This is a genomic window from Streptomyces sp. NPDC102278, from assembly GCF_044766345.1.
Classification (GTDB): Bacteria; Actinomycetota; Actinomycetes; order Streptomycetales; family Streptomycetaceae; genus Streptomyces.
Genome location: NZ_JBIWLV010000002.1, coordinates 1 through 16,488, shown reverse-complemented (window position 1 = coordinate 16,488; position 16,488 = coordinate 1). Strand labels below are relative to the sequence as shown.

16 protein-coding genes and 1 pseudogene are annotated in these 16,488 nt (G+C 71.2%); 9 read left to right on the top strand and 8 right to left on the bottom strand.

From position 1 onward, the window contains the following. Positions 1-120 precede the first annotated feature (120 nt). Positions 121-342 carry a hypothetical protein gene (locus ACIRO3_RS04790; protein WP_404132431.1) on the top strand — a complete coding sequence of 74 codons (222 nt, stop codon included), beginning with the start codon at positions 121-123 and terminating at the stop codon, positions 340-342. 187 nt (positions 343-529) lie between these two features. Here the strand turns inward: ACIRO3_RS04790 and ACIRO3_RS04785 are convergent, their stop codons facing one another. From ACIRO3_RS04785 to ACIRO3_RS04775, 3 genes are all read right to left on the bottom strand, one after another. Further along, positions 530-1,465, bottom strand: coding sequence for an FG-GAP repeat domain-containing protein (locus ACIRO3_RS04785; protein WP_404132428.1), 936 nt, complete (start codon positions 1,463-1,465; stop codon positions 530-532). 191 nt (positions 1,466-1,656) lie between these two features. Further along, positions 1,657-2,664 carry a MerR family transcriptional regulator gene (locus ACIRO3_RS04780; protein ID WP_404132425.1) on the bottom strand — a complete coding sequence of 336 codons (1,008 nt, stop codon included), beginning with the start codon at positions 2,662-2,664 and terminating at the stop codon, positions 1,657-1,659. Positions 2,665-2,667: 3 nt separating this feature from the next. Continuing rightward, positions 2,668-3,351 (bottom strand): HEAT repeat domain-containing protein, encoded by a 684-nt coding sequence (locus tag ACIRO3_RS04775; protein ID WP_404132422.1) that lies wholly within the window; start codon positions 3,349-3,351, stop codon positions 2,668-2,670. 292 nt (positions 3,352-3,643) lie between these two features. On the opposite strand from ACIRO3_RS04775, the gene ACIRO3_RS04770 reads away from it, so the two are divergent. From ACIRO3_RS04770 to ACIRO3_RS04760, 3 genes are all read left to right on the top strand, one after another. Continuing rightward, complete coding sequence (locus ACIRO3_RS04770) at positions 3,644-4,141, top strand: SigE family RNA polymerase sigma factor (RefSeq protein WP_404132419.1); 498 nt, start codon at positions 3,644-3,646, stop codon at positions 4,139-4,141. Then, positions 4,134-4,580 (top strand): hypothetical protein, encoded by a 447-nt coding sequence (locus ACIRO3_RS04765; protein ID WP_404132416.1) that lies wholly within the window; start codon positions 4,134-4,136, stop codon positions 4,578-4,580. Before ACIRO3_RS04770 ends, ACIRO3_RS04765 begins: the two co-directional genes overlap by 8 nt. Positions 4,581-4,674: 94 nt before the next feature. After that, positions 4,675-5,886 (top strand): mannosyltransferase family protein, encoded by a 1,212-nt coding sequence (locus ACIRO3_RS04760; protein ID WP_404132413.1) that lies wholly within the window; start codon positions 4,675-4,677, stop codon positions 5,884-5,886. Positions 5,887-6,012: 126 nt separating this feature from the next. Here ACIRO3_RS04760 and ACIRO3_RS04755 read toward each other — a convergent pair whose 3' ends face one another. Further along, the gene (locus ACIRO3_RS04755) at positions 6,013-6,801 is read right to left on the bottom strand and encodes an SDR family NAD(P)-dependent oxidoreductase (RefSeq protein WP_404132410.1); all 789 of its coding nucleotides are present in this window, start codon (positions 6,799-6,801) and stop codon (positions 6,013-6,015) included. 269 nt (positions 6,802-7,070) lie between these two features. Between ACIRO3_RS04755 and ACIRO3_RS04750 the strand changes: the two genes are divergently transcribed. The 3 genes from ACIRO3_RS04750 (at position 7,071) to ACIRO3_RS04740 (ending at position 10,440) form a co-directional block, all read left to right on the top strand. Then, the gene (locus ACIRO3_RS04750) at positions 7,071-9,434 is read left to right on the top strand and encodes an FG-GAP repeat domain-containing protein (protein ID WP_404132408.1); all 2,364 of its coding nucleotides are present in this window, start codon (positions 7,071-7,073) and stop codon (positions 9,432-9,434) included. Between the two features lie 169 nt (positions 9,435-9,603). Then, complete coding sequence (locus ACIRO3_RS04745) at positions 9,604-10,068, top strand: hypothetical protein (protein WP_404132405.1); 465 nt, start codon at positions 9,604-9,606, stop codon at positions 10,066-10,068. A gap of 84 nt (positions 10,069-10,152) precedes the next feature. Further along, positions 10,153-10,440 carry a hypothetical protein gene (locus ACIRO3_RS04740; protein ID WP_404132402.1) on the top strand — a complete coding sequence of 96 codons (288 nt, stop codon included), beginning with the start codon at positions 10,153-10,155 and terminating at the stop codon, positions 10,438-10,440. 77 nt (positions 10,441-10,517) lie between these two features. On the opposite strand, the gene ACIRO3_RS04735 is transcribed toward ACIRO3_RS04740, so the two are convergent. Continuing rightward, on the bottom strand, positions 10,518-12,479 hold the full coding sequence (locus tag ACIRO3_RS04735; protein WP_404132399.1) for an acyl-CoA dehydrogenase: 1,962 nt from the start codon (positions 12,477-12,479) through the stop codon (positions 10,518-10,520). A 144-nt stretch (positions 12,480-12,623) separates the two neighbouring features. Here ACIRO3_RS04735 and ACIRO3_RS04730 point away from each other — a divergent pair, with 144 nt between their 5' ends. After that, entirely contained in the window at positions 12,624-13,529 is a 906-nt protein-coding gene (locus ACIRO3_RS04730) for a restriction endonuclease (RefSeq protein ID WP_404132396.1), read from the top strand. 22 nt (positions 13,530-13,551) lie between these two features. Here ACIRO3_RS04730 and ACIRO3_RS04725 read toward each other — a convergent pair whose 3' ends face one another. Next, complete coding sequence (locus ACIRO3_RS04725) at positions 13,552-13,809, bottom strand: hypothetical protein (RefSeq protein WP_361781483.1); 258 nt, start codon at positions 13,807-13,809, stop codon at positions 13,552-13,554. A 155-nt stretch (positions 13,810-13,964) separates the two neighbouring features. Then, complete coding sequence (locus ACIRO3_RS04720) at positions 13,965-14,438, bottom strand: hypothetical protein (RefSeq protein ID WP_404132392.1); 474 nt, start codon at positions 14,436-14,438, stop codon at positions 13,965-13,967. Between the two features lie 368 nt (positions 14,439-14,806). Here ACIRO3_RS04720 and ACIRO3_RS04715 point away from each other — a divergent pair, with 368 nt between their 5' ends. Next, positions 14,807-15,811, top strand: coding sequence for a glycosyl hydrolase (locus tag ACIRO3_RS04715; protein ID WP_366146999.1), 1,005 nt, complete (start codon positions 14,807-14,809; stop codon positions 15,809-15,811). A gap of 242 nt (positions 15,812-16,053) precedes the next feature. Here the strand turns inward: ACIRO3_RS04715 and ACIRO3_RS04710 are convergent. Next, a pseudogene (locus tag ACIRO3_RS04710) lies at positions 16,054-16,488 on the bottom strand (carboxyvinyl-carboxyphosphonate phosphorylmutase); the annotation flags it as partial.

Genomic DNA, 16,488 nt, shown 5'->3' with positions numbered 1-16,488 from the left:
AAGGCCGTGGCCCCGCACTCCACTGCACAGGAGACGCCCTCCATGAGGAAACACCAGGCTGGTCCCGTCGGCGCTCGCCGAGCCCGCGGGGGACAACTCGTGACAGCCGCGATGTCAGCGGTGCTCCCGTCTCCGTCCGCGCTCGACGCGATGCTGGACGCCACGTACGAGACGCACCGCCGTTTCCGGCACGGTGCGTTCGCCGAGCGCTGCCCGACCTGCCACGTCTCCGCCGGTGAACTCTGCCTGGCCCGACGGAGCGTGCACGTCGCGCGCCGTCAGGCGCACCGGGCCCGCGTCGCGCAGGCCGCACCGGCGCCCCTCCTCGCGGCCGTGCGCTGACCTCGGTCGGTCCTCGCGGCCGTGCGCTGACCTCGGTCGGTCCTCGTAGCCGCGGGGCGAACGCGGTGACCTGGGCTTCGGAGCATCGCAGGTGGGAGGGGACGGGACGGGGCAGCCGTCCCGTCCCCCGCGCGGAGGCAAGTGCCCCGTCCCGTCCCGTGCAGCGGCGTGCCGTCGGTGGCTGCTGCTACAGCAGGTTGTAGATCTGGAACCCGAATCCGATCTTGACCGGATTCCGGAACACGGCTCCGGCGTTGCCCGTGCCCGAGTAGCGGTACAGGTCACCGTTCGGCTTGCGCGCGATCAGGTCCGCCCTGCCGTCGGCGTCGAGGTCGCCGACCGACAGGAGGCGGTCGTACGTGTTCCAACCGCCGCCGATCTGCGTCCTGGGCCCGAACGGAGCCTTGTGGTCGCCCGTGCCCCTGTAGAGCGACAGGACGCCGGCCTTGTCCCGGGCGACGATGTCGGCCTTGCCGTCTCCGGTCAGATCACCCTGGCCGGCGAGCTGGGTGTACTGGCCCCAGCCGCCGCCTATGCGCGTACGCTCGCCGAGCGTGCCGTCCGGGTTGGCGAGGTACCCCCACAGATCACCGGACGTGTCGAGGCCGATGAGGTCGGCCTCCTGGGCTCCGCCGAGATTGCCGGGGGACAGGACCGTGGTGTAGATGTTCCAGGCCGTGCCGACCTGCGTGCTGTGGTGTTCGAGATTGTCGTCGATCCAGCTGTAGTTCAGAATTCCGTTCTTGTAGACGCTCCACGTGCCGTCGCTGTAGCCGTCCTTGTCGTTGTCGACATTGATCGAGTCGGCGAAGCCGTCGAAGCTGACCTCCACCGGGTACCGGTCCTCGAAGGCGCCCTTGTGGTCAGGGAAGTACAGGTACAGCTCGGTGGACTGCTTGTCCACGGCCGTCATCGAGAAGCTCGGCGTCTCCACCGAACCGGCCGCGCGGCCGAGCGGTCCCACGCCCCGGGCGTCCTCGGCACGGTGCGGGGCCCGTTGTTGGGCCTGCTGCTCCGCGACGGCCGCGGCGCGGGCCCGGTCGGCCCCGGCCGGATCGCCGGAAGCGAAGGCCGTACCGGCGGTGGAGGCCATCGCGGCCGTGACGGCAGTGGCGGCGAGCACGCCGCGAAGCGCACGCCGACGTCGGTCTGTGAACATGAAAGTCCCCCCTGCGATGCGTGTGACGGCACGGTTCGGATGCCGCCGTTGGTCCAAAGCCTTGCACGAGGCACTGACAAGGCTCTTGCGCGTTCCGTCGGCCATCGCCCACCCCGCGGCGAGCGGCCCGCGCGGCACCCGGGGGACGCGATGCGTCACCGTGTTTCGCGTAGCCGAAGCAGATACGTAGCGGTCAGTGCGACGGCGCGATCCTCGTCATCCGACAGCTCCACGAGGGCACGTGACGCCCGCGCACCCGGGATGTCCGCCAGCGCCTGGGTGAGTCGTCCGCGTGCCGACGCTCGCGTGGAGCCGTCGGCGAGACGCTCGACGAGCCCGGTCGCGATCCGATCCGCCGCCGCCGTGTCGCTCGCCAGCACGCTCAGTGCGTCGGCCGCGTCGGTGTCGTTCCTTCCCGCCACGACCATGTCGATGAGCGTCGGGGCCGCATCGGCAACGCCACGTACCCCCAGTGCCAGAGCCGCATGTCCGCGGACCACGACATCGTGGTGCGCGAGGGCCTGCCGCAGCCGCACGGTGGCCTCGTCGCCGGGCATCTCCGCGAGGGACTGGACGGCGCGCTCCCGCACCGCGGCCACCGGTGAGCCGAGGCCCTCCGCCAACAGCGCCGGACCGCCGTCGTCAACGGATCGCGCCAGCGCCCACCGAAGGGCTCCGGCGACGTTCGGATCCTTCTCGCGCAGCGCCGCCTCGACCAGGGCCTCCACCGGAGGCGGAACCTCGTTGCCCGAGGAGAGGGCCGCGCGTTGACGCGCGCCGGCGCTCTTCGAGCCCAGTGCCTGGAGGAGCGCGACGACCTGGAGGACGTCCTCCCAACCGGTGGGGTCCGCGGCATCGATCCGGCGCAGCCGCGTGAGCAGCTCGGTCTCCGCCTCGATGCGTTCGCGTGTCCGACCGATGAGGTCGCCGACGAGCGCCGCGGGTACGAAGCCGGGATCGTCGAGCGCGCGCCCGATCTCACGCAGCGACAACCCCAGCGACCGCAGGCTCTCGATGTGGAAGATCCGCCGGACGTCCTCGCCGGAGTACTCCCGGTAGCCGGAGTCCGTACGGCCCGAAGGACGCACCAGACCGAGGGACTCGTAGTGCCGGAGCATGCGGGCACTGACCCCGGACCGCCGCGCCACCTCACCGATCAACACGCCCTACCGTCCCTCATCGTCGGACCCGCCGAGAGCCACGACGCGCTTCGCCTCCTCGATCGCGAACCCGAATCCGGTGTCCGGGTCGCGCAGCAACCGTTGTGTGGCCAGCGCGTGTGCGCGCACGCGCGGATCAGGCACCGTCGTCGCAGCACGCAAAGCGGGCGCGACCGCTTCACCCAGCGCGACCAGTGCCCGGCTGAGACTGAGCTGCGTCTCCCGCTCACCGCGCCCGAGTTGCGTCGCCAACATCGTGGCCAACGTGGACTCCTCGCCCTCCGGCACGAGCACGACCGCCGTCCGCCAGGCGCTCCGCGCCACCTCGTCGTCGGCGTCGGACAACAGCGCCCGCGTGATCACCGGCCACGCCTGCCGGTCCCCGATCTTGGACAGTGTGTGCAGCGCCTGGCTCCGCGCCTGCGCCCGCCCCGAGCGTACTTCGCGGACCAGCCCGGGGAGCGTCAGGGACGCGGGATGGCGGGTGAGCGCCCAGGTCAGCATGTCGCGGACGAAGAACTCGGGCTCGACCGCGCATCGCTCGATGAGCGTGCCGACGTAGCGCGGGTCAGGCGTCGTACCGATCGCCAGCGCAGCCCGCAGCCGCACCGACGAACGGCCGTCCTCCAGACCTTGGAGCAGACCTTGGAGCGCCCGTTTCGCATCAGTGTCCTGATTCGTGATCGTCATCGAGACCACCTCCTTGGCGAGCAGTGAAAGCCCTGTCACCGTGTCAAGGTCAAGCAGGGCGGCCTGCGGGCCGGGCCGGCCGGGTAGCCGGTACGGGCGCGGAGAACGCGTCCGTCCGGCTCCGCGCCGTGTCCTGCCGGGCGAGGCCGGCCGTCCGGACGCGTGTCCCGGCGGGCTCGTGTGACGCCACTCACAAGACTGCACCGCATCCCGTGTAGACCGGATGCGGTGCGGCGGGCGTATTCCCCGTGGGAGGGATACGTGGACGCGGGAGTGAGCGCAGGAGTGATTCTTGACCGTCGAGGAGTTCGAAGAGTTCTACGCGCAGGCGGCGGTACGGCTGACGGGACAGCTGTACGTGATGCTCGGCGACCACCACGAGGCGCAGGACGTGGTGCAGGAGGCGTTCGTGAAGGGGTGGGACCGGCGCCGGCAGCTGGATCGTGAGGGGCGGCCCGAGGCCTGGATCCGTACCGTCGCGTGGCGGCTCGCGGTGAGCCGTTGGCGCGGCCTGCGGCGCACCGCCGACGCCTGGGAGCGCGCCGCCCCCGCCGGGCACGTGGACGGTCCGGGGCCGGAGGTGGTGGCCCTCGTGGAGGCGTTGCGGCACCTGCCGCCGAAACAGCGCCGGACGATGGTCCTGCACTACGTGTGCGACCTGACGGTGGAGCAGATCGCCACCGAGACCTCCCTGTCCGCGAGCACGGTCAAGACCCACTTGTCCCGGGGGCGCGCCACCCTCTCCCGCCATCTGCAGGACCCCCGCATTGAGGAGGCTCCCGATGCCTGATCCCGACGATCCGTTGCGGTCGCTGTTCCAGGAGGCGGCTTCCGCCGGGCAGGAGGGGACCGCTCTCGCCCCCGTCTCGGTCATCGCCCGGCGCGGGGAGCGGGCCCGGCGCCGCCGGATCGCCGGCCTGGCCGTCGCGGCATGCCTCGTGCTCGCCGGTTCGGGCGCCGCGCTGAGCGGGCTGCTGCCCGACGGTGGGGGCGGGAACCTGCCGGCCACCACCCCGTCGCCCCTGCTGTCACCGTCCCCCTCGTCGGCGCCGCCCCCGCCCTCGTCGCCGCCCTCGTCACCCACCTCCCCGCCGCGTTCATCGGCGACCTCGTTCCCGTCGAGCCCACCGCCCACCGGCCGCACCACCGAGCCGGCGCAGCCCCACGCGACCGTGCCCCCTCCGACCGGGGGGCCGAACGGGGAGCCCTCCTCGACCGCCACGCGATAACCGACCCGGTCAGTCCGGGAACACCGGCGCCCCACCGGCCGATCGTCCTCGGCCGGCAGTCCGGCGCGCCCTCAGTCGACTCAGGAGTACCCGTATGTCCGTTTCCACCCCGCCGCGACCCGTCACCGTCGCCGCACCCCCCGCCCGGCCCGCGTCACGGCCCATGCGTCGCCTGCCGCGGTTCGGTCCCGCCGACCGCGAGGTGCTGTGGCTGTACGTCCTCACGCGCATCGGGATCTGGATCACCGCCGGAGCCGTGAGCCGGCTGTTCCCCGCCGACGCCCGGTCCCGGCGGCCCGCCTCACTGCTCTCCCCGTGGCAGCAGTGGGACTGGTGGCACTACCTCCACATAGCCCAGGACGGGTACTTCCCGGACGGCGCCGGCCCGTGGACGGTCGGTTGGGACAACCGCGAGGCCTTCTTCCCCGGGTTCCCCCTCACCCTTCGCGCCGTTCACGTGATCGTCCCGCACTGGGCCGCGGCGGCGGCGCTGATCTCCTTCGTCGCGGGCGGGATCGCCGTCCTGGCGCTCGCCCGGATCGCCCGCCGCCAACTGCGCGACCTGGAAGGGGGCCGGCGTACGGCGGTGTTCTTCCTGCTGTCGCCCTGCGCGGTGTTCCTCGCGGCCGGCTACACGGAGTCCCTGTTCCTGGCACTGGCGCTGCCCGCGTGGCTCGCGGCGCAGCGCGGGAACTGGCCGGCGGCCGCGGTCCTGACCTGCCTCGCCTGCTCGGTACGGGTCACCGGCCTGTTCCTGGCCGCCGCGCTCGCGCTCCACTTCGTACGCACCGCCCGCGACCGGGCTCCCTGGCGCTCGGCTCCCTGGCTGGTCCTGCCCGCGCTCGCCCCGGCGCTCCACGGCTGGTTCCTCGCGGCCCGCACCGGGGACTGGATGGCGTGGCAGCACGCCCAAGAACGCGGCTGGTACCGGGACTTCCACTCACCCTGGGAGGCCTGGTCGAACACCTGGGACGCCGCCTTCCACCACACGCAGCCCACCGGCTACGCGTTGATGTCGCAGGTGGAGTTGTCGGCGATGCTCGCCGGCGTCGCCCTGCTGGTCGTGCTGGTCCGCCGGCGTCGACTGCCCGAGGCGCTCTACACGGCCCTGACCCTCTGGGCGTTGGGGACCTCGTACTGGTACACCTCGATCCCCCGCTCCACCCTGTTGTGGTGGCCGCTGTGGATCGCCCTGGCCGGGTGGAGCCTGCGCCGGCCGCGGGTGCGGGCGGCGTACCTGTACGTCGTGGCCCCGTTCGGCGTGGTGGTGGCCGTCACCTTCCTGACCGGTCGCTGGGCCGGCTGACATCGTCGACGTGGTCGGCAACCGACCGACCGACCGACCGAGAGGCCGGCCCGCCGAGCGACCGAGCGACCGGCTGGCCGGCTGGCCGGGCAGTGGCCGGGACCGCGGTGGAGCGGCGCGGATCGGCTACGGAAGGATCGAGTCCACGTAGCCGCCGTCCACGCGCAGCGCCCCGCCGGTGGTCGCCGAGGCGAAGGGCGAGCTGAGGTAGACCACCATGTTCGCGATCTCCTCGGGCTCGATGAGGCGCTGGAGCAGCGACTGGGGGCGGTGCGTGCGCATGAACTCTCGCTGGGCCTCTTCCCAGGGCAGCTCGCTGTCCACCAACTCGTAGACGAAGTCCTCCACTCCACCCGTGTGCGTCGGGCCCGCCATCACGGAGTTGACGGTCACCCCCGTTCCGGCGGCTTCCTTGGCGAAGCCCCGCGAGACCGCGAGCAGGGCCGTCTTGGACATGCCGTAGTGGATCATCTCGGCGGGGGTGACCACCGCCGAGTCGCTGGCGATGTTCTGGATCCGGCCCCACGACCGCTCCATCATCCCCGGGAGGTAGTGCCGGATCATCCGGACCGCCGTCAGGACGTTCAGGTCGAAGTAGCGGCGCCACTCGTCGTCCGAGATCTCCAGGGCCGGCAGTGAGCCGAAGATGCCCAGGTTGTTCACGAGGACATCGACCTGCGGGACGGCGTCGAACACCGCCCGCGCGCCCTCGTCCGTCGAGATGTCACCGGGGGCCGCGATCAGCGAGCCGTCTCCCACCTCCATGCGCCGCATCGCCTCGTCGACGGACTTCTCGCTGCGGCCGTTGACGGCCACCCGCGCACCGGCGTGGGCGAGGCCGGAGGCGATGGCCGCGCCGATGCCCTGGGTGGATCCGGTGACCAGGGCCGTCTTCCCGGAAAGATCGATGAGCACGGCGGTACCTGCCTGTCTGCCGCTCGGCGGCTGTGTCCGTGTGGACGTCGGACGTCGGTGGACGTCGGACGTCGGCCCGTCTGTCGGTACCGGGTCGCCTTCCCCCTTTCGCGATGTGTTCACCAAGCACTGCGGCAACTGACGCAATGCGAGCGACGACACCGGCCGCCGATGTGCTTCGCCCGGGCCGGTACAACCCTTCGTCGCGATCATGAGTCTGACCGGGCGTGGCGCATGGTGCGTCCGGTCTCTCTGGGGGAGGACCCATCGTGTCCCACGACCGAGCCGCCGCTCGTCGCCGCTCAACCGACGTCGCCGACAGTGCCGCCGCCGGCACCCGCGTGCCGCGGCGCCGACTCGCCGCCGCCGTGACCGCCGTCCTCGCCGTGACCGCCGGGACCGCGCTGACGGCGGCCCCCGCGACCGCCGCCGCACCCGTCGCGGCCGTCACACCCGTCGTGCCCGCCGGCGTCCAGGCGGCTTCCGGGGCCCCCACCCGTGCGAAGAACGGCGTCATCTCCATCCCCCGGACCTCCCGGATCGTCGGCGCCGGGCAGAGCGGGTTCCTGTCCGCCGATGTCCTGGCCGACCAGCAGAAGACCGTCTTCCGGTGGACGAACACCGCGAGCGGTGTCACCACGGAACTTCCGGATCGGTACAACGGCTACTCCATCGGTGGCTCCGACATCGTCGCGACCCGTGAGAACGGCACGAGCCGCTACGCCCTCCACGACATGGCGTCGCCCGGCAGCGCCCCGAAGTACATCAACCAGTCGGACAACGGCCTCTCGTGGGCGGGGACCGTCGGCAGGACGCTCGTCTTCTCCTCCCGGGACGCGGCGACCCGCAAGGGGCAGCTCCGCCTCATCGGCGAGGGCAATCAGGGGGACTCGAACCGGCAGGTGACGGGTCTCCCGGCGAACTTCGGGTTCCAGAGCATGGAGCCCATCTCGGCCACCCGGATGTTCGTCCGCTACTCCGTGGCCGATGCCGACACCGACCGCTACTACCTCGCCGTCGTGGACGTCGCCACCGCCTCCGTCGTCGAGCAGCGCGAGACGGCGAGGGCCCCGTACTCCGTGGACTCGGCCGTCTCCGGCAACCGCTGGGCCTGGGTGGAGGGCACGCCGGGGGGAGGCTACGAGCTGAAGTACGCCGACCGCGGCGGGAACGGCAGCGTTCCGGCCGTGATCCTGGCCGACTTGGGCAACGCCAACAGCACGCACGTCAGTCTCCTGGGCGACTGGGTCGCGTACGCCCCCCTGCCGTACGCGCAGAACCACACCAGCCCCTCCGAGCGCTTCGTCTTCAACGCCGTCAACGTCATCGACAAGTCGACGGTGAAGCTGCTCGACCACGCCACGTCCGCGGTTCCCACCCCCGACGGCGCGCTCCTGGTGCGCGGCGGCACGCTCGCCCAGGGCGAGGGGATCTACCGGATCGCGCTCGGGGAGAACGGCGCGCCCTTCGCCACGCTCATCGCGAGCACCGGCGAGTCCACCGCGCTCACGCTGGTCAAGACGGACGTCCCGCAGGTCGCCGAGCTCGACAAGAACGGCGGCGCAACGACGCTCAGTTGGACCCTCTCCCGGTACAACGCCAAGGGGACCGTGACCCTGCGTCATGTCAGGACGGGTCAGAGCAAGCAGTTCACGTTCGACCACAACACGGCCCACGGCAGCGGTCCCGTCACCTTCCGCTGGGACGGGCTCCTCCTCAACGCCCAGGACTACGCCTCGCTCGCCCCCAGCGGCGACTACACGTGGGAGCTCGACGCCGCCCCGCTCAACGGCATCGGCCCGGACGTCAAGGAGTCCGGCACCTTCAAGGTCGTCCGCGCGACCAACATGCACGACTACACGGACAACGGCAGCCCCGACCTGCTGGCCCGGGACGCTTCGGGCGTGCTGTGGCGCGACGACACCGTCAAGACGCCGTCCTCCGCGGACACGTACTCGGCGGGACGCGTGCGGATGGGCGGTGGCTGGCAGATCTTCAACCAGTTGGAGGCCGTCGGCGACATCGCCGGGGCCGGGGCCGCAGACCTGGTCGCCCGCGACGCCGACGGTGTCCTGTGGCTGTACGAGGGCAAGGGGGACGGCAACTTCGCCGCCCGGACGAAGATCGGTGGAGGCTGGGGCATCTACAGCCGGCTCACCGGCGGAAGCGACCTCGACGGCGACGGCAGGTCCGACCTGCTCGCCACCGACACGGCGGGCACCCTGTGGTTCTACAAGGCCACGGGCAACGCGAGCACGCCGTTCGCGGGACGCGTGAAGCTCGGCGGAGGCTGGGGCACCTACAACCAGCTCACGGCCGTCGGCGACATCACCGCAAGCCCCGCCGGAGACCTCGTCGCCCGTGACACCTCCGGCGTCCTGTGGCTGTACGAGGGCAAGGGGGACGGCACGTTCTCCGCCCGCACGAAGGTCGGCGGCGGCTGGGGAGCCTTCACCCACCTCGTCGGCGTCGGCGACGCGGACCGCGACGGCCGCGGCGACCTGTACGTGGTCGGACCGACGGGCTCGAAGCTCTACGCGGGCACCGGTGACGCTGCCACCCCGTTCAAGCCCGCCGTCCCGTCGAGCGTGCACTCGGACGTGGCCGCCGCCGGCTTCGACTCGGTGTTCTGACCCAAGACGTGACGGGCGCCGCTCACCGATCGCCCGTCGCCCGCGCCGTGGCCCCCTCGGGGGCCACGGCGACGGCCACGACCCACCGTGTACGTGATCCGCCGGGCGATCGGCGCCGATTCACGGGGTCGTGCTTCCCACCCCCGGAACGCCGCCCTAGGCTCCGCCCATGACTACGGACCACACCCCTACGGACCACGCCCCCACGGAACACACGGGCACTGACCAGTGGTACGTCCTCATCGAGGAGGACACCCGCACGACTCGAAGCGCCGACGGCGTGGAACTCAAACTGCACCGCTGGGCACTGGTGGCAAGCCACGCCGTCACCGGCACGGAGGCACAGGCCCGTGCCGTCGCCGAGGACGCGGCCCTGCACCACCTGCCGGCGACACTGGCCCGTCACGCGAGACCGGGGGACACCCCGGCCCGGCAGGCCTACCTCACCCAGGACGGCGCCTGGCTGGTCCAGCTCAAGCAGCGACACCGCGAGTGCCACATCCGCGTGAGCACCGCCCGCCTCGTCCACACGGAGGAAGAGACGCAGGCCCCACCGAAAACCCTCAAGGAGAAGCTCCGTCACGCCCTGGAAGGCCCCGCGCCCTCCGAAGCCGCCTGGGCACCCAAGACCTGAGACGGTCCCCGATCAAACACCCGCAGGATTCATCCGTGGAGATTCACCCGTGGAGATGCGCATCTTCGGGGTATGCGACCCGGCATGGCATCGAAGCGGGAACTTCTCACGTCATTGCGGGCCGCGCGCCGGCTGCGCCGGGTCCGGTCCCTCTACATGGCAGGGGCCCTGCTGTGGGCGGCCTCGGCCGCGTGGGCGGGATGGCTGCATCCGGGGAGCCGGCAGATGTGGGTCTCCGTCCTTCTCCTCACGGTGTTCACCGGTCTGCTGATCACCGCCTCCGTCTGGCTGCGGCGCCTTCGCCCCAGCGAAAGGCCGGCGCACCATGCCGCGCCCCGACGGGTCGTCGCCCCGCGCCAGGCGAACGCCTGAACGAGCGAGCCCGCCTGAGTCGGCGCTCCCCGGACAGCCGACCGGTCCAGCGTTCTCGCGCCCGGCAGCGGCCCGGATCAGCCCACGAGATCCGGCGCCCGCAGCATGGCGGACGGGATGCCCCACGCGTCGACGAGATCGACCGCGAGGGGACGCACCTTGCGGCAGAGGTCGGTCACCTCGCGGCTGATCGCCTTGGAACGCTGGGCGGTCAACCGTCCGTGCTCCATGAACCAAGCCCGGTCCGCCTCGATCGTCGACAGGGCGAACAGGTCGCAGAGGAGGGACAGCGCCGCCTTCTCGCCCCCTTCGGGCAGTGCGCGCACCTTGTCGACGAAGGCCTCCGTCACCAGTCGCTCCACGTGTGCGCGCGCGAGCGCGATGACGTGGTCCTGCACCTGCGAGAAGACGGCGCCGGGATCGCGCTTCTGGTCGATCCCGCGCTTGATCCGCCGGGCCAGGCCGGCGAGCATGTGCTCCTCACGGAACCGGACCATGGCGAGCTGGTACTCCGAGTCGAGCAGACCGGCTTCCCGGTCCCACTCGTCGCCGCCGGGCAGCAGGTCGCGTACCCGTTCGAGCAGCTTGTGGGCCGAGGTCCGCTCGATGACCGTCTCGACGGCGAGGTTGGTGACGTAGCGGACCATGCCGAGCTGGTCGAGGTCCTCGAACTCGCTCGCGTGATCGGTGAGCAGTCCCTTGGCCACGAGCTGCAGCAGGACGTGGTTGTCGCCCTCGAAGGTGGTGAAGACGTCGCTGTCGCTCTTGAGGGCGGCGAACCGGTTGACGGCGAGATAACCGGCGCCGCCGCACGCCTCGCGGCACTCCTGGACGACCCGGGTGGCGTGCCAGGTACCGAGCGCCTTGATGCCCGCGGCCCGTGATTCGAGCCGGCGCCGCGCCTGCGCGTCGTCCTCGATACCGGAGAAGACCTCGTGCAGCTGGGTGCGTACGACGTCCTGCGCGACGTGCAGGGCGTACGTCCGGGCGATGAGCGGCAGCAGACGGCGCTGGTGCAGGCCGTAATCCAGGAGCACCTGCTCCCCGCTGTCCCGGGTCGCCTCGAACTGACGGCGGCGCACGGCGTACTTCGTGGCGATCGTCAGGGCGACCTTGGAGACGCTGATCCCGGCGCCGGCGACGCTGACCCGGCCCTGCACGAGGGTCCCGAGCATGGTGAAGAAGCGCCGGTCGGGGTTGTCGATCGCACTCTCGTAGACGCCCTCGGGAGTGACGTCGGCGAACCTGTTGAGCAGTGCCTCGCGCGGCACCCGCACGCCGTCGAACCAGATGCGACCGTTGTCCACGCCGTTGAGCCCCATCTTGCGGCCGTCGTCCTCGATGCGGACGCCGGGGGCCGTCTCGCCGCCGACCCGTAGCGGGACGACGAAGGCGTGCACGCCCCGGGACCGGCCGTCCACCTCCAACTGGGCGAACACGACGGCCAGTTCGGCATGACGGGCCGCGTTGCCGATGTAATCCTTGCGTGCCTGGTCGTCCGGGGTGGTGATGACGAACTCCCGGCTCGCGGCGTCGTACCGCGCGACGGTGCCGAGCGCCTGGACGTTGGAGCCGTGCCCGGTCTCGGTCATCGCGAAGCAGCCCATGAGCTCCCCGGTGATCAGGTCCGGGAGGTAGGCGTCGTGGTGGCGCCCGGTGCCCAGGTGCAGGATCGCGCCGCCGAAGAGCCCGAACTGCACGCCGACCTTCACCAGGACCGACAGATCGCCGAAGGCCAGCGTCTCGAACGCGGCGATCGAGGCCCCGACGTCGCCGCCCCCGCCGTACTCGGCGGGAAAGCCCATGCCGGTCTGGCCCGTCGCGGCCATCTTGACGACGACCTCACGCACCCGCTCGCGAAACGCCTCGATGTCGAGTTCGTCGGCCTCTTCGAGGACCGAGGCGTAGGTCGCCAGGTTCGTACGGACAAGGTCGCGGATCCCGGCGTACTCGCCGTCGAGCACCTCGGTGAGCGACGAGACGTCGATCTCGGGCTGCACGTAACCGGTCGCGGGGGTGGAAGCGTTCTCGGGAGCCATGCCGCTCCGCTACCCCGCCGCGAGACGATCAACCGCGCACGCGTGTCGCCGGAACCCCCCGCCTCCTGCGCACCCCTTGGCGTGCCCTCCGCGTGCTCTGAGTGGACCTCCCCCACCGGGCCCCGGCATGCCCTGCCATACTTCGTGGCTGTGACCAGCGAAACATCCTCTCGGGCAGTACGGTCCGGGCCTCCGCCAGAAACACGTGCGGTCCGAACGTGGCAGGACGCCGAACACAACGCGGCCACGTGGATGCGCCACTGGGGATACCTCGACGCGACCGCCAGGCCCGGAGGCTCCGACGGCGGGGTTGATGTGCGGTCGGCGCGGGCGCTCGGACAGGTCAAGTACCAGGCGGCGGCGGTGGGGCGTCCTGAGTTGCAGCGCCTGTTCGGCGCGCGCGGCCAGAGGTTGGACCGGCAACTCCTCTTCTTCACGGGCAGCGGTTACACCACGACGGCGGTCAGCTACGCGCTGGAGAACGACATCGCGCTGTTCGTGTACGGTCTCGACGGATCGATGGCGGCGGTCAACGCCCCCGCCCACCGGATCATCAACGCCGCGCGCGTCTCGGCGCGCCCACGGGTTGATACTGCGTCCGGGCGCGCCTGTTCCCCGGGGACCGCGACAGAGGCACCCCGTCCGAGCCACAACGCACCGGCGACCGCGCAGCCGAAGAAGCGTCGCCCCGGCACCGCGCACCTGCTTCTCGCCGTCTTCCTGACCGTCATCGCACTGACGATGCCGGGCTCCGACTCCTACACCCCACGACCCGACCGGGCCGTGGCGACGGCTGTCCTCCTCGTCATCCCCTGCGTCCTGTTCCTGTGGGGCCTCACCACGAGGTCACACCGCCGCTTCTGGCCGACCGGCCTGGGCCTCTTCCTGCTGGACCTGCCCCTGGCCTGGGTGACCAACGCCCAGCTGTGGCAAGGCGATGCCTCCGACCTCCTCCTACCGACCACACCGGCCGTGCTGTGCCTGGCGGCCGCCGTCCTCCTGATCCGTTGGAACGCCCGACCCCAGGAAGCCGACGCCACCGGTAGGTAGACAGCGGTGGGCCGGCGCTCGTTCAGCCGCGGGGCGGATCGGGCAGGTGACGGAATTCGAGCAGAGCCACCGCGATCTTCACCGCGGTCGAAATCGTCAGCGCCTGCAGAAATGGCATCCCCATCAGCCACAAGGCCACCATCATGACCGTGAGCACCAAGAATGCCGGTAGCAGATTGGTTCGCCTGATCGCGGTCCGCAGGTGGCCGGCTCTGCTCCGGTGCCGACCCACCCCGCCGATCGGGCGCGCGGCGACGTCTTCCTCCTCGGCTTGCGACATTCCCTGGTGCCCTTCCCTCGTGCGCGTCTCCGGCCACGAGCCTTGGGTGCGCCCCGGTGGACTGCCACCGCTGCCACCCGTCCCCTCAGCCATCCGGCGTACAGGTTCACCTCACCGGTCCACGTCGAGGGACCGTGCGGTCACGGGTCGACGGCTCAGTTGTAGGAAGCCCACGGGTCTTTCAGTACATCGGGGCTGATTCCGAAGGCGCGGAATCGGGCGTCCAGGTCCTTCAGTTCCGCGAGCCCCTTGCCGATCTTCTCCCACCCCCGGGCCTGCGCCTCCCTCGCCTCGTCCGCGGGCAGGGGCATGAGGGCCAGCGACGAACCGGACAGCACGTCCGCCATTCCGCTGCGGGTCTGCTTCTGCGCGTTCGCCCACACCGCCTGGGTCGGCGCGTCCGGGATCTCCTGGTGGGCTTCGGCGGCGCGCAGTGCCGCGGACAGGTTCTCGAAGTCGATGACTCCGCGGCCCTGTTCGTGAAGGTCATGGACGCCGCGCGTCCGCTTGGCGAGTTCGTTGTACCGCTCCGAGCCGTCCTGCTTGTACCAGAGGGCGACGAGCTCACCGGCGGGCGTCGGCTCGGGCGGCGAGGTCGGTGTCGGGGTACGGGTGGGACTCGCACTCACGCTGAGACTGGGACTCGGGCTCGGCGCGGCGGCTTCGGGTCCACCGGAGCAGCCGGCTGACAGGGCGGCGCCGACAACGGTCAGTACGAGTGCGAATGCGCGGGTCCGCATGTGTCCCCCTGGGCGACGGGCGGGCGTTCAACTGGGCCCCGACCACGCTGCCTTACCGCACCTCCCCACGCGTCTCCTCGTCGAGTTCGAGGCACATTCGTAACAGGCGGCCGACCGGTCGAGCCCTCGACGGCCGCGTCGTTCGTTCAGCCGAGCATCGGGCCACCGAACAGGCCGGGAACGGGCGAGATGCCTAGCATCGGTGCAAGGCGCACCCAGCGACCACGCACACCGTTCGAGATTTCCATGGAGGCGTCATGTTCCCTCGGGGCCGTCGGTTGGCGAGCGCCTGCACCCGTACGGTCCTGGTCGGCATGCTTGTCACCGGGTGCGCCCTGGCCTCGCCCACAGGTGAGGGCCTCGGGGGGCCCGGCGGCAACGCCGGGACCGAGGTCGCGGTGGGCGCCTACCTCCACTACGGCTCGCCCGGTGTGGAGAGGATGCGGGGCCTCTCGCACTGGCTCGGGGGCACCGAGCTGCGCGCCGGGCACACCTACCTGCCCGGAGACACCTGGTCGAACATCGAGGGAGCCCCCGATTCCCTGCGCAGCTGGGCCCGGTGGCGCAGGGCGAGAGCCGATCGGCTCTTCGTTCTGAACGTGCCCATGCAGGAACGCAACGAGGCCGACGTCTCCGACGAGCAGGTGGCCGAGCTGATCCGCGCCGGCGCGCGGGGCGAGCACGATCGCCACTTCCGGAGGCTGGCCAAGCGTCTGGTCACCCTCGGCGTGCCGGACACGGTGATCGTGCTCGGCTGGGAGATGAACGGCTTCAACTACACCCACCGGTGCCGTCCCGACCCCGAGAACTGGAAGAGGTACTGGCGGCGCATCGTGGCCGCCATGCGCTCGGTCGAGGGACAGCGGTTGCGGTTCGACTTCGCCCCGAACCGCGGCAGCGACGCCATCGCCTGGACCGCGTGCTATCCCGGCGACGACGTGGTCGACGTACTGGGCATGGACAGCTACGACCAGCCGCCCGGCGACACCTTCGACGAGCAGGTGACCCAGCCGTACGGGCTTCGACAGCAGGTCGACTTCGCGCGGGCGCACGGGAAGCAGATCTCGTATCCCGAATGGGGGCTGTTCCGCAACGGCGACAACCCCGAGTACATGCGGCGCATGCTGAGATGGATCGCCGAGCACAAACCGCTCTACCACAGCATCACGGACTACTGCCCCCACGGCGTATGGCAGTGCGACCAGAACCCGCGCTCCGCACAGGTGTTCCGCACGTTCCTGTCGGCCCGCCGGGGCCGGTGACGCCTTCCCTGCCGCGCCGCTCGCCGTCCTCTTTCGAGCAGCCGACGAGGACAGCGGCTTGCCACGGCTCGCCACCGTGCCTGGGCGGTGCACCGGCACCGCACCGCCCAGGCACGCCCGCGGGAGACCGCTGCGGAAGGTGATGGCGGCGTGGCTCACCGCGGGCCGCGTCGCGGCTCAGCCACCGTCCTGTGCGGGGTGTGCCGTGTCGACGGGGGCGGCAGGCATGTCGACGGCCCGGATCATACGATCGCGTCCGCGTTGTCCCGAGCGGAGGGCAGGGCGTGGTGCCGGGCGATGTTCCGGGCCAGGAGGCGGGTGGACTCGCTCACCCCGATCTCCAGACCGTCCTCTGCCGCGGGGAGGCGTCCGTCGGAGAGGCGGAGTTCGGCGAGGGCGGTGTCCATGGCGCGGTGGGCGGCGAACAGGCAGGGGGTGCTGTAGATCGCGACGTCGACGCCGAGGTCGGTGAGTTCGCCGAGGGAGAGGCGGGGGGATTTGCCGCCGGCGATCTGGTTGAACAGCAGCGGCTTGCCGTGGGCGACCGTGCGGATCCGTTGGATCCATTCGACGCTGCGGACTCCGTCGACGAGGATGACGTCGGCGTCGGTGGCGGCGAGGGCTTCGGCTCGGCGCAGGATGTCGTCTTCCTCGGTCGCGTCGGTGCGGGCGACGAC

Excerpts from the sequence above, each read along its gene's own strand:
- ACIRO3_RS04775 (WP_404132422.1), bottom strand. The coding sequence starts at position 3,351 with ATGACGATCACGAATCAGGACACTGATGCGAAACGGGCGCTCCAAGGT.
- ACIRO3_RS04765 (WP_404132416.1), top strand. The coding sequence starts at position 4,134 with ATGCCTGATCCCGACGATCCGTTGCGGTCGCTGTTCCAGGAGGCGGCT.
- ACIRO3_RS04760 (WP_404132413.1), top strand. The coding sequence starts at position 4,675 with ATGTCCGTTTCCACCCCGCCGCGACCCGTCACCGTCGCCGCACCCCCC.
- ACIRO3_RS04745 (WP_404132405.1), top strand. The coding sequence starts at position 9,604 with ATGACTACGGACCACACCCCTACGGACCACGCCCCCACGGAACACACG.
- ACIRO3_RS04740 (WP_404132402.1), top strand. The coding sequence starts at position 10,153 with ATGGCATCGAAGCGGGAACTTCTCACGTCATTGCGGGCCGCGCGCCGG.
- ACIRO3_RS04735 (WP_404132399.1), bottom strand. The coding sequence starts at position 12,479 with ATGGCTCCCGAGAACGCTTCCACCCCCGCGACCGGTTACGTGCAGCCC.
- ACIRO3_RS04725 (WP_361781483.1), bottom strand. The coding sequence starts at position 13,809 with ATGTCGCAAGCCGAGGAGGAAGACGTCGCCGCGCGCCCGATCGGCGGG.
- ACIRO3_RS04715 (WP_366146999.1), top strand. The coding sequence starts at position 14,807 with ATGTTCCCTCGGGGCCGTCGGTTGGCGAGCGCCTGCACCCGTACGGTC.